Source organism: Sphingomonas parva (ex Maeng et al. 2020) (assembly GCF_004564275.1).
Classification (GTDB): domain Bacteria; phylum Pseudomonadota; class Alphaproteobacteria; order Sphingomonadales; family Sphingomonadaceae; genus Allosphingosinicella; species Allosphingosinicella parva.
The window spans coordinates 90651-102299 of record NZ_SPDV01000013.1 but is presented as its reverse complement, the minus strand read 5'-3'; the positions used below and the strand labels follow the sequence as shown (position 1 = coordinate 102299).

Here is an 11649-nt window from a genome sequence, read left to right as displayed (position 1 = left end):
GGGCCGGCGGTGACGCCGCCGAGCGTCGACTGCACCGTGACCAGGCCGCCGCTCGATGTCGCGCCGCCGACGCTGACGTCGGTCTCGCCCTGGACGGTGACGCCGGTCGCGCCGGTGAGGCTTCCGGCGGCGACGCCGCCGCCCGGCAGCGCGTCGAGCACGACGTTGCCGAGGGTGGCGCTGATGTCGCCGCTGGCGATCGATCCCGCGGTCGCCTCGACCCGGAAGTGGCCGTTGGCGGCGGTGCCGCCGGTGAGGTCGACCGCGTCCGCCGTCACGTTGATCTGGTTGGCGCCGAGAACCGTCGCGCCGGAGCCCGCATTGAGCGTGCCGAGCTGGGCGTTGCCGCCGGCGCTGACGCCGATCGTCTGGTTGGCGCCGCTCGCGGTCAGGTCGGCGCGGCCGTAAGCAGGGAGCAGCCGGCCGTCGGTGGCCGGCACGCCGAGCAGCCGCCCGGACACGTCGCCGTTGATCGCGGTCACGTCGATCGAGCCCGCGCCGGTCGTCGCCAAGGCGAGCCGGACGTCGGCATTGGCCTCGATGTCGATCAGGCTGCCGGCGGCGAGGGTGCCGCCCTCGATCGAGCCCGCCGCGCTGGCGATCTGGAGGTCGGCGTCGACGGTGACGTCATCGACGATGATCGTGCCGTTCGAGACCAGCCTGGTGCCGTCGGCCGGCGTGCGCAGGCTGTTCGCGACGACGTCGCCCAGCGTCATCGTCACCGGGCTGGTCACCCGGACGTCGGAGCGCTGGGCCGCGGTGCCGCCGCGCAGCTCGGTGGTCGCCTCGAAATCGACCGCGGCGGTCGTGTCCAGGCTGAGGGCCTCGCCGCCGATGCCGTCGCTGTTCGATTGCAGAGTGAGGGTGCCGATGCCGTCGATGCCGCCGGCGCCTGCGGTGATGCCGACCAGTCCGCCGGCGGCCTGCGAGCGCGTCTGCGTTGCCGCTCCGAGCGTGATCGTGCGCGCCGAGACGCTGTAGTTGCGACCCGCAGAGATGTTGCCAGACGCCGTGGCGACGCCCGCTGCGGCGTCGCTCGAGGATAGCGTCACGTCGCGGCCCGCAGTCGTCGAGCCGCCGAGCTGCACCGCACCGGCGCTGGCGATAATCACGTCCGCGCTCGAGCCGGAGGCTTGCAGTGTCCCGGACGATGCGATCCCCGGCGTCCCACCGGCCGCGTTGCTGATCGCGATGCCGCCGGTGCTCTCGGTCGCGAGGACGATCGAGCCGCCGGCCGCGGTGGCGGTGAGGGTCGCCGCCGGATCGACATTGAGCAGGGCGCTGGTGATCGCGCTGTCGACACCGCCGGCAATGCGGATCGACTGGCCGCTGACCGAGCCGCCGACGGTGATGCCGCTCGCCAGGGTCGTGCCCTGGCTGATGATGAAGCTGAGCGGGTTGTTGATGTTCGCGAACGTCACGTCCGTAGCTGCGATCAGCGCCACCGAGCTCCCGGTCGAGGTCATCGTCTTGTTCGCGGTCACCGTCTGAGCGACGGCAACGATCGCGCCCGAGGCGCTGATCGTGCCCGATCCGCTCTGGAAGATGATCGGCGCGGTGGTCGCGTTGCTGAGCGTGTTCAGCGATCCGGCGAGGAAGCTCGCCTCGTCGGCGCCGGTGAGCTGCGCCGTGCTGACGACGAGGCCGCCGCCGCTGAACGAGCCGGTCGATCCGAAGAGGACACCGGCCGGGTCGACCAGCCAGACCGAGATCGAGCTCGGCGCATTGATCGAGCCGTAGATTTGCGATCCCGATCCGGCGACCACCCGGTTGAGCACCGAGAAATTGCCGGCGGCGCCGCTGTTCAGGAAGCTCAGGGACTCGCTCGACGAGGACGGCGTGCCGAGCAGGAAATTGTCGTACAGGACGACCCGGTTGCTGCCGATGATGTCGACCGTCATCACCCCCGTCGTCGTGTCGCGGACGATGGTCGCGCCGCCGCTGCCGCCGGCCGAGACCTGGGGCAGGGTGAATTGCGCGGCGGCGGGGCTGGCGACGAGCGCGCAAAAGGTGAGGGCGGTGCCGCAGGCGAGGCGATGGCGAAGGAGGGTGCCGGTGCGGGGGCGTTGCATGTCGGGACGGCCAACCATCAGCGGCTCCTCCAGGGATAGAGCTGGGCGGTAAGCGATACAAGGAAGCGATCGCGCGGCTTGACGTCGTCGGTGGTGAGGACGCGGTCGAGCGGGTGGGCATAGAGGGCGTCGACCACGAACAGCCCCGATTTGATCAGCCGGACGCCGCCGCCGACCGAGCGTAGCCTGCGACTGCGCTCGGTGGTGCCGGCGTCGAGGTTGCGCAGGTGAACGTCGTCGTAGAAACCGGTCAGCTCCACGTTGAGCGGCAGGTCGATCGGCAGGCGCAGGCGCGGCTCGAGCCGGAACGCATAAGCGCGGTCGCCACCGTTGGAGCCCGGATCATAGCCGCGGCCATAGGTGAAGTTGCCGAGCGAGAATTCCTCGAGGTTGAGCAGGGGGTCGTTCGCCCATTGGCCGAACGCCTGTCCGGCGATCGTGAAGTAGCGTGAGGGCCGGACCTCGCCGATCAGCTCGGCGCGCGCCACGAACGCCTGCGGATTGCCTTCGAAGCGGCTCGGGGAGAAACCGCCGCGCGACACCCCCTGCTCGGAGGCATCGAAGATATCGAGCCCCTTGCGGATCTCGGCATAACCGGCGAGCAGGCCGCTCACCTCCCCGGTCGGCGCGAAGAAGCGGGACTCGCCGTCGAGGCGTAGGAAACCGACTCGCAGCCGGTCACGGGTGAACGGTATCGCGGTGCCGCTCTGGTGGATGCGGGTCTGCTGGTCGAGCAACTCGAGCCCGCCGCCGACCTTGACCTGGACGGCGAGCGATCGGGCGAGCTGCTGACTGAGCTCGAACGTGGCGATCGACGAGCGCGAGCGCAGGTCGAGGTTCAGGATGTCGGGCCGCGACCAGGCCAGGCTGCCGCGCAGGCCGGCGCGCAGCCCGCCGTCGGTCAAGGCAAAGTCATGGCCACCTTGGAGGACCCGGATCTCCTCCCAGTCGATCGAGTTCGAATAAGCGAGGAAGGTGCGGTCGGCGAGGCCGGTGATCCCGTACATCTCGCCGCGAACCGAGGCGATCCACTCGCCGAGCTGCCGCGATCCGAAGTTCTGGACGTTGGCGAGGACCTGCGCGCGCTGGGTTTCGACGGAGAGTTCGCCGATCACGTCCCCGGGCCTCGCCCCCTGGCCGGCCGCGCGCAGGGCGAGCCGCACGTCCACTCCGGGTACGTCGCCGGTCAGCAGCAGGATCCGCTCGGCGTCGCGCCGGTTCAGCGGATCGAGGCTTCGCAGCGCCTCGATCCGCGACTCCAGCAGGCGGCGATAGGGACCGAGGTCGCCGAGGACGCGCACCTCGACGATCCTCGCGCTGACGATGGTGATCGTCAGATTTCCCGACTCGATCTGTTGGCCCGGGATCTGCGCGAGGGCGACGTAGCCGGCGTCACTGAGCGCCGCATTGACCTGGTCGCGGATCGTGCAGACGACGGCGATCGGCTGCTCGCCGGCCGGTCCGGTGCCGATCGGGGCGAGCAGGCGGAGCAGGTCCGGATGCAGCGGATTCCCGGACGGATCCTGGAACGTCACCGAAGTCAGCGTGACGCGCAGGGGCGAGGTCTCGAGCGCGCACGGCATCGGCGCAATGGCGCCTCGAGAGTCGATCCTGACGGTCGAGTCGGGCTGCGCATCGGGCTGCTCGGTGCGCTCGATCTGCTCGCGCGACGGCAGGCTCGGCCGCTGCGTCTCGGCCGGCGGCACCTGCTGCGCCGCCGCTGCGGCGCTGGTCAGCGCGCTCGTGAGAAGGAGGACACCGCGTGCGAATCCGGTAAGCATGTACGCCCCCCCAAGGCGGTGAAACACCGCGGCAATGCTTTGTTTTAAGATGATTACGCAAACGAGCGGCAAAGTTGAGCGAACATTGTTGCAGAGTCAACCGGGGTCCGGAGGGTCTGAATGCCGACTGTCCCGCGCGAGTACGGACGCCGCAGAAAACCAAAAGAGCCGAAGCATCTCCGCCGGGAATCGGTTGGGAAACCGGCGGCAACATCGTTCAGGATTGAAACTTACTTTCCGTGCCGGGGCATCGGCGGCGGCGTGACTGCACGATTATTCCCGCCGACATCGCTCGCCGAGATGCGGCGACGCGGGCCCCGTCCGCGCCGCACCGCTTATGGACAGGGTGCCGGAAGCGCATCCGCCGAACCGCGCATCAGCGCAGCGCGATCGGGATTGATCTCCAGGATCGAAAGCGTGCCGCACGGCCGCATCGCGAGATCGACGATGGCGTCGGCGCCGACCGCCGCAGCGGTGGCCTCGGCGAGGTCCTTCATGGCGCCGGTGCTCGCCCGGGCGATTGCGGCCGAGGCGCCGCGAAAGCAACCGCTCGACAGGGAGGCTTCGCCTCGCCGGACCCGCCAGCGCGCTTCGCTGATCTCGCCGAAATCGGCGTAGCGGAACAAGACGAGCTCCAAGCGAGTCCGCAACGCTTTGGCCAGAGTCAGATAACGTTCCTGCCGTGCGCTGAGCCGTGACAACATGCACTCGATGGCTTGTGCCACGGGCTGCTGTTCCGGGATGATCCGCAGGGACCCGCTGTCCCGCCACGACTTCGCGCCGAGCTTCGCGAACAGGGGAAAGGTCGCGGTCCATGCGCGCGACGGCGGCTCGACAAGACGGGGCACGTCGCCGGTGATGTCGACCGCCATCCGCTCTACGGGCCGCTGGAAGAACAATGCGGCGACCCGCGGATCGTCGCCGAGGCCCGCCTGTGCGTCGAAAAGGGCCGGGTGTGGTCTCACAGCTCAGGGACGTGGAGCTTGGCCAGGAATTCGGCGAGCGAATCGGCCACGAAGCCGAGGCGCACGTTGTCGCCTTCCCCCCAGGCGTCGGGCTGGAACTCCCAGAACCAGATCCGGTCCCGCTCGCCGCCGCATTCGAGCAGAATGTTGTTCTGCCCCCAGTTCGTCCCGATCGGCAGCATGAAGTTGGGGAATTTGGGCAGGTCCTCATCCTCGTCGAGGACGAGGCCCGAGTAATAGCGCTTCACCTTCTCGGCAGGCATGAAGGCGGCGATGCTCGCCTTGAACTGCATCGAGAGCTCCGGCTCGCGATACTCCCAGGCGAAGCGGCACGGATCGTCGACCGGATCGAAGGTGAGATAGCCGTAGCGGGTGATCAGCTCGATATAGCTCTCAGGTACCGGCAGCGGCGGCAGGCTGCGGATCATGTGGACGTCTTCGGCCGTCGCTTTCGCGAAGCTCTCGCGCTGTGTCATCGCCAGGATCGGAGCGGGCAAGGTCAGCATCTGTCATCCTCGTGTCGGTGAATTCGTCTAGAACAGGTCGTTGTTGACGATCGTGTTTCCTCCGGAATGCGCCGCGCCGCCCTCGGCGCGATCGTGGATCTTCCGCGGAACATAGCCGACCTGGCCATCCTCGAAATGGTGCAGGACATACTGATTGGGATCGGGCGGCTTGTAGCCGGGGTTGGTCTCGCGCATCTGCCGCGTGAGCCGGGCGGCATCGGTGTCCGCATCGCCCGAGACCTCCCAGAGGGTGTGCTTGCCGTCCTTGGTGTAACTGTCGAAATTCGGGAATCCGTCGCGATATTCCACCGACGAGACCTTCCGCCCGTCGGGGAGCTCGACCGGCGTATCGAACTCGTAGGTTCCGTTGCCGCTTCTCGGTGGCCGCCCGTCGGGAGTCTTCCATTTGCCGGACCCGGTGCCGCTCGGCATCTGCAGCTGTTTCTTGCCCTGGTTCTTCAGCTTCGCACAGTCCTTGCAGGGCAGCTTGTTGCGCGCCTTGAGGAGCGCCTCGCGGACCCGCTTCGTCGCTTGCTCGCGCGCAGCCTTGATCTGCTGGAGGGTGAAGTTGTTCTTCAGGAACGCTTCGCCGGCCCTGGCGGCATTGTCGCCCTTGGTCAGCAGGTTCTTGAGTATGGCAGCGGTGCGCGGCGCCCGCTTGCCGATCTTGGCGATCTTCCCCAGGTCGCCGACGTACGGAACCATGCCCACCACCGAGAGGCCGGCGCCAAGGAAATCGCCCTGGATGAGCGACAGCACGCCGCCCACTCCGTCGCTGATCGGCGTCGGATCGAAGATGCCGGCGACGTCGGCGATCAGAGAGGCCTTCTCGGCCGCCGGGAGGTTGGCGGCTTCCTGCCTGAGCGTCGCCCAGATGCTTTGCTTCGCCTGCTCGTTCAGCGCGTCGTGATAGGCCTCGGTCATTGCGCGAGGGTTTCCGGCTGATCGTCCCAGTGGGCAGGGTTCCTGGCCGCGATCGCCGCCTGCCAGGCCCGCTCCATCTCCGGGTCGCCGAGCGCCTCCATCCGCGCCGCTTCCGTTCGGCCGGCTTCGGTGAGGATCCGCCACAGCCGCGGTTCGCGATAGAAACCCGGCGCGAATTTCCAGCGCAGCGCGCAGAAGAAGCGGATGTGCTCGACGTCCTGGATCCGCAGCCACAGCGCGATCCGGATCGACTCGTTGATCAGCGCCCAGAGATAGCCGCGCGGAACCGCCGCCACCATCTGCGGAAACTGCTCGGCGAGATGCTCCTCGATGTCGAAGATGAGAGCCTGCCGGTCGAGCAGGAGCGGCGCTTGGGACTGCTGCTTGGTGAACTTCAGCATGTCATCCGCCCGCCCTCAGCGACCGCACGCCGCCCACGGCGCCAAGGCTGTAGACCAGGGCCGGGGACCGGCCGAGCAGTTCCTGCCGCTGTCCGGCGTCCATCACCGCGATCATCGCGGCGAGCACGTTCGGATCGGCATGCCGGAACAGCACCGTCTGGTAATCGGCCGCGTTGCGCGGCGCGTCGACGAGGGCGATCTGGACCAGGTTGAGGGTCCGCAAATGGCGGTAGAGATCGTCCATCCCGTTCGGCGAGGACCAGAAGACACCGGTCCGCCGCTCGCCGATCAGGGTGAGGAGCTGCACCGCGTCCGGGTAGGAGTCGGTCCGGACGAGGAACGGTCCGGCCTTGATCGTGTCGATGTCGGCCCCTTCGAAATAGAGCGGGCGGTGGTCTAGGCGCAGCGCGCCAAGCGCCTTCGGCAGATCGTCGAACATCGCGCCGTCGACGACCGCGAAGCGGGTGGGAGGGAGCGAACCGACCTCCTGCAGCAGGCGTTCGGGCGTCCCGGTCACGGCGCGACGAAAGCGCTGCCGCTCTTCGCCGCCGATTGCATGCAGGGCCGCGACACCGCCGGGATCGCGCTCGCCACCGGCTCCACTCCGAACATCGCACCGCCACCGCCGCCGGCTCCTCCTCCGCCGCCGCCGGCGTCCCCGATCAGCACCGTGGGCAGACCGGCCACGATCGTGCCGCCGTGGACGGTCGTGTCGAACATCCTCGCGGCAGGCAATTTGCCGACGAAGACCGTCGCAGACCCTTTGACGATGACGTCGACCGGGCCGACGCAGGTGCACTTGTCGGTCACCCGCGCCTGCGGGATTCCGCCGGTGAGGACGGTCACCTCGCACGCCGGCAGGATCGGCCCGCCGACGTGCGGCTTCGGCCCGTCGAACATGGGACAGGCGTGCATGTCGCCGAGTCGTGCTGCGGGCTGGCCCATCACGCGCTCCTTTTCGGTAAGTCTAGCATGGCGAGCGGAGGCTGCTCAATCGAGCCCAAAGCCCCCGGAGGGCGCATCCCGAGCGCGCAAGGCGGCGTCGACCCGGCAGTCGCATTCCTGCGCCTCCACTGGCCGGCCGCGCAAGCGAATGGTTCGGAGCGTCTTTCGCGCTTGGGCTGAGGCGCCGTCAGGAGGGGCCGATGCGGAACATCACCGGCCGGTGGTCCGGGCGGGTCATGTCGCTGATTTCGGCGCGGAAGAGGGTCTGGACGTCGACCTCGTCGACGCTGGTGCTGCCGCCGGCGAGGCACCAGTCGAGGATGCCGCCGCTCACCTGGGTCTTGCCGTTGCCGCACGTATGAGGATGGGCGCCGCCGGGAAGCGTCAGCTGCTGATGATTGGCGTGGTCCCAGTTCATGTCGCCGAGGATGGCCCAGCGCCCGCAGAAGGCGCCGTCGAGGAATGAGGCGCTTTGCTGCAGCTGGTCCTTGGTCAGGCCGGTCTGACCAGACTTGAAGTGCGCGAAAGTAATCAGCAGGTCGTTGTCGAGCTGCAGCACCAGCGCGCCGCGATTGAGCCCCTTCAGCTTGTCCTGCGCGGCCTCGATCTTGAGGCTCTTCTTCCACATGATGATGTAGGCGTTGCTGTGCCCACCCGGCAGGCTTTCGGTCTGATAGGCGCCATACACGCTCGACAGGTAGCTCTTGTAGTCGCCCACACGCGAAGAATGGACCTCGCACAGGAAGATGATGTCGACGTTCATCTCGGTCGCGCACTTGTGGATGAACTCGGCGACCTTCTCCTGCTTGATGTCGACCGACGACTGACCGTTTTTTTCGATGTTCCAGGCGGCGACGAGATACATGATCCATTCCCCCGCGGTACGTGATCGTGCAGCTTGGCTTACGCGCTTTCGCGTTCTGCTTCCAGCCTGTTGCCGACCGGGGTCCACGAAAGGTGATCGGGGGCACGCCGCGGCGCTGAACTTCCTCGGACCTTGCAGGCATTACGATTCTGAAACGGTTGCGGAATGCGCCGCGGCTCGCCTTGGAGAGCGGTGAACGGTTGCATTTTCCGTGAGAGTTCAGCCTCTTGCGGCTGGTGGAGCTGAGGGGAATCGAACCCCTGACCTCTGCAGTGCGATTGCAGCGCTCTCCCATCTGAGCTACAGCCCCGCGCCGTTTTCGCGCAGTTCCCCGCCTGTCGGCGGGGCCGGGAAGGCGCCCCAGATAGCGGCAGAGAATGCATTGCGCAATGCGGCATTTCACCGCTTTGCGCACGGCCCGTCGTTTCGCCCGAAGCGCCCCACGTCCCGCCTCGCGCTTCGGAACGGAGCCGGAGCGTCTTTCGTTTTTCCTGAAGATCGTGCGCGCGGTTCCGAGGTCCTTCGGGCGGCGGTGCCGCGCATGCATGACGGACCGGTAAAGGAGAGTGAGATGGGCGAATATGGCGACGAACGCCGCGGCTGGCGCGGTGATCGCGATTACGGCCGCGAGCGCGGCGGCTGGAACGAGCACGAGTCCCGGTACGGGCGGGGACATGGCGGCGACGAGCGCAGCTTCTTCGAGCGCGCCGGCGACCAATTGCGCTCCTGGGTCGGCGGCGACGACCATGATCGCGGCCGGGACGAAGGCCGCTGGGCGCGCGAGCGCGGTCTCACCGGCCGGCGCGACAACGGTTATGGTGACCGCGGCTATGAGGACGATCGCGGCCCCGGCACGCTCGGCGGCGGCGGCTTCGGCGGCGGCTGGAACAACCAGGCCGGCGAGAGCTGGAACCGCGAGCGGCCCGGCCGCCCCGGCTGGTTCACAGACTCGGTCGGCGGCGAGCGCGGGCATCGCCGCGGCGGCGCCGAAGGCCGCTGGGACAGCCGACGCGACCGCGACGACGACGATCGCGGCGCCCGCTACGGGCGCGGCGGCATGGAAGGCAGCCCTTATTCCGGCAGTGCCTATGGCGGCGGCTATCCGGGCGGTGAGCGGATGGGCGGCGGCGCCTATGACGACGAGTCGCGGCGCTTCGACCGCGTCGATCCGGGCAACGTTGGCTCGCACGGGGCCCACCCGATGTCGTCGCCGGTTGGCGGCGCCTATGGCGGCACGACGAGCACTGGCCGCGAGGCTGCGATCCTGCGGGAGGCCGGCCGCTACGGCGGCGGGTCGCAAACCCAGGCCCACGATCCGCATTATTCCGAATGGCGTCGCCGCCAGATCGAGGAGCTCGACCGCGACTATGAGGAATATCGCCGCGAGCACCAGACGAAGTTCGATTCGGAATTCGCCGGCTGGCGCACGCGGCGCCAGGGCCAGCGCCAGCTGCTCGGCCGGGTCGACGAGCATATGGACGTGGTCGGATCGGACGGCACCCATCTCGGCACCGTCGACAAGGTCGTCGCCGATCGGATCATCCTCACCAAGAGCGATCCGTCCGCCGGCGGGCAGCATCACTCGATCCCCTGCGGCTGGGTCGAGACGGTCGACACGAAGGTGACGCTGAACCGCACGGCGGAGGATGCGCGTTCGGAATGGCGCAACGAGGAGCGCAGCCGCGCCCTGTTCGAGCGGCCGGAGGCGCGCAGCGACGGCCCGCACGTGCTCAACCGCAGCTTTGCCGGCACTTATGACGAGCGCGAGGACGGCCGCACGAGCGAGCGCGGCACCCTCGGTGACGCCAACCCGACCGATCGCACCGGCCGCACCGACCGGATCGATCCCAAGCGCTGATCCCGGAACGGGATCGCAGGCGGCCCGGCTGTTTACGCGGCAGCCGGGCCGTTTTTGCGTTCCTGTACGCCCATCCTCAACCCGTTATCCCGGCGCAGGCCGGGAACTCAGGAGGAGTGCGCACGGCATAGATGGAGCGCGCCCGGCATCGGGCCGGCGCGGCTCATTAGCGCTGCGCATTCCCGGCTCGAGGCGCCGGCTGCCGCCGGAGTGAGGCCTGGGAAATGCGCCTGCTCGGCAACGGGACGGGAACCGGTTCGTGCGCTTGCCCGCTCCGCCATTCGCGTTCATGGCGTCAGTGCATCTGCAGGGGAGAGCGACGATGAGCACGACCACCCGCGCCTGGCATCTGGCTTCGCGGCCGCAGGGCATGCCCACGCCCGACACCTTCTCGCTGCGCGAGGTCGCTCTGCCGGACCTCGCCGACGGCTGGATCCGAGTCGAGAACCGCTGGCTCTCGGTCGATCCTTACATGCGTGGCCGGATGAACGACGTGCGCAGCTATGTGCCGCCGTTCGAGGTCGGCGCCCCGCTCGAGGGCGGCGCGGTCGGCACGGTCGTCGAATCGCGCTCGCCGCACTTCCAGCCCGGCGACACCGTCTTCCACATGCTCGGCTGGCGCGAGGCCGCGGTCGGCCCGGCCGAGAAGTTCAACAAGGTCCCGGGCCTTGCCGTCGAGCCGCAGCAATGGCTCGGCAACCTCGGCCTGACCGGCGCCACCGCTTATTTCGGCCTGCTTCACACCGCCGAGGCGCGCGAAGGGGACGTGGTCTTCGTCTCGGCCGCCGCCGGCGCGGTCGGCTCGGCCGTCGTCCAGATCGCCAAGGCGAAGGGCATGACGGTCATCGGCTCGGCCGGCGGAGCGGAGAAATGCGCCTGGGTACGCGAGCTCGGCGCGGATGCGGCGATCGACTACAAGGCGGAGCCGGTGCTGCAGGCGCTGATGCGCGCCGCGCCCAAGGGCATCGACGTCTATTTCGACAATGTCGGCGGCGAGCATCTCGACGCCGCCTTCGCCACCGCCCGCAACAACGCCCGCTTCGCGATCTGCGGGATGATCGACGCCTACAACAGCGGCACGCCCCAGGCCTTCCGCTACATCATGCGGATGATCGCCGCGCGGATCATGGTGAAGGGCTTCATCTACACCGACTATCTGCCGAAGATGGCCGATTTCTACCGCGACATGGGCGGCTGGATCGCCGGCGGCCAGGTCCGCAGCCGCGAGACCGTGCGCGAGGGGCTGGAGGCGATGCCGGAGGCGTTCCTCGACCTCTTCCGCGGCGCCAACATGGGCAAGATGCTGATCCGCGTCTGAGGTAGGGGGGGCGC

At 68.4% G+C, this 11649-nt stretch carries 11 protein-coding genes and 1 tRNA gene; 2 read left to right on the top strand and 10 right to left on the bottom strand.

What is annotated here, in order from left to right; all coding sequences use genetic code 11:
* From E2493_RS08845 to E2493_RS08800, 10 genes are all read right to left on the bottom strand, one after another.
* Positions 1–2090, bottom strand: a 2090-nt coding sequence (locus E2493_RS08845; RefSeq protein ID WP_135085814.1) for a beta strand repeat-containing protein, incomplete at its 3' end; no start/stop codon positions are given.
* Positions 2090–3853 (bottom strand): ShlB/FhaC/HecB family hemolysin secretion/activation protein, encoded by a 1764-nt coding sequence (locus tag E2493_RS08840; protein ID WP_135085812.1) that lies wholly within the window; start codon positions 3851–3853, stop codon positions 2090–2092. The genes E2493_RS08840 and E2493_RS08845, both read right to left, overlap by 1 nt.
* A 335-nt stretch (positions 3854–4188) precedes the next feature.
* Positions 4189–4725 (bottom strand): hypothetical protein, encoded by a 537-nt coding sequence (locus E2493_RS08835; RefSeq protein WP_135085810.1) that lies wholly within the window; start codon positions 4723–4725, stop codon positions 4189–4191.
* Positions 4726–4814: 89 nt separating this feature from the next.
* Positions 4815–5324: an SMI1/KNR4 family protein gene (locus E2493_RS08830; RefSeq protein ID WP_135085808.1), complete on the bottom strand. Its 510-nt coding sequence runs from the start codon at positions 5322–5324 to the stop codon at positions 4815–4817.
* 27 nt (positions 5325–5351) lie between these two features.
* Positions 5352–6248, bottom strand: a complete 897-nt coding sequence (locus tag E2493_RS08825) for a hypothetical protein (protein ID WP_135085806.1) — start codon at positions 6246–6248, stop codon at positions 5352–5354.
* Positions 6245–6649, bottom strand: coding sequence for a hypothetical protein (locus E2493_RS08820; RefSeq protein ID WP_135085804.1), 405 nt, complete (start codon positions 6647–6649; stop codon positions 6245–6247). The genes E2493_RS08825 and E2493_RS08820 overlap by 4 nt, the downstream gene beginning before the upstream one ends.
* A gap of 1 nt (position 6650) precedes the next feature.
* Complete coding sequence (locus E2493_RS08815) at positions 6651–7166, bottom strand: DUF4123 domain-containing protein (RefSeq protein WP_135085802.1); 516 nt, start codon at positions 7164–7166, stop codon at positions 6651–6653.
* Positions 7163–7594 (bottom strand): PAAR domain-containing protein, encoded by a 432-nt coding sequence (locus E2493_RS08810; RefSeq protein WP_135085800.1) that lies wholly within the window; start codon positions 7592–7594, stop codon positions 7163–7165. Before E2493_RS08810 ends, E2493_RS08815 begins: the two co-directional genes overlap by 4 nt.
* Before the next feature lie 187 nt (positions 7595–7781).
* Positions 7782–8459: an endonuclease/exonuclease/phosphatase family protein gene (locus E2493_RS08805; protein ID WP_135085798.1), complete on the bottom strand. Its 678-nt coding sequence runs from the start codon at positions 8457–8459 to the stop codon at positions 7782–7784.
* Between the two features lie 234 nt (positions 8460–8693).
* Positions 8694–8769 (bottom strand) — tRNA-Ala (locus E2493_RS08800).
* Between the two features lie 261 nt (positions 8770–9030).
* Between E2493_RS08800 and E2493_RS21755 the strand changes: the two genes are divergently transcribed.
* On the top strand, positions 9031–10317 hold the full coding sequence (locus tag E2493_RS21755) for a DUF2171 domain-containing protein (protein ID WP_225421256.1): 1287 nt from the start codon (positions 9031–9033) through the stop codon (positions 10315–10317).
* Between the two features lie 322 nt (positions 10318–10639).
* Positions 10640–11635, top strand: a complete 996-nt coding sequence (locus E2493_RS08790; protein WP_135085796.1) for an NADP-dependent oxidoreductase — start codon at positions 10640–10642, stop codon at positions 11633–11635.
* Positions 11636–11649: the final 14 nt, after the last annotated feature.

Coding starts and splice junctions, on each gene's coding strand:
- E2493_RS08840 (WP_135085812.1), bottom strand. CDS start 3,853: ATGCTTACCGGATTCGCACGCGGTGTCCTCCTTCTCACGAGCGCGCTG.
- E2493_RS08835 (WP_135085810.1), bottom strand. CDS start 4,725: ATGGCGGTCGACATCACCGGCGACGTGCCCCGTCTTGTCGAGCCGCCG.
- E2493_RS08830 (WP_135085808.1), bottom strand. CDS start 5,324: ATGCTGACCTTGCCCGCTCCGATCCTGGCGATGACACAGCGCGAGAGC.
- E2493_RS08825 (WP_135085806.1), bottom strand. CDS start 6,248: ATGACCGAGGCCTATCACGACGCGCTGAACGAGCAGGCGAAGCAAAGC.
- E2493_RS08820 (WP_135085804.1), bottom strand. CDS start 6,649: ATGCTGAAGTTCACCAAGCAGCAGTCCCAAGCGCCGCTCCTGCTCGAC.
- E2493_RS08810 (WP_135085800.1), bottom strand. CDS start 7,594: ATGGGCCAGCCCGCAGCACGACTCGGCGACATGCACGCCTGTCCCATG.
- E2493_RS08805 (WP_135085798.1), bottom strand. CDS start 8,459: ATGTATCTCGTCGCCGCCTGGAACATCGAAAAAAACGGTCAGTCGTCG.
- E2493_RS21755 (WP_225421256.1), top strand. CDS start 9,031: ATGGGCGAATATGGCGACGAACGCCGCGGCTGGCGCGGTGATCGCGAT.
- E2493_RS08790 (WP_135085796.1), top strand. CDS start 10,640: ATGAGCACGACCACCCGCGCCTGGCATCTGGCTTCGCGGCCGCAGGGC.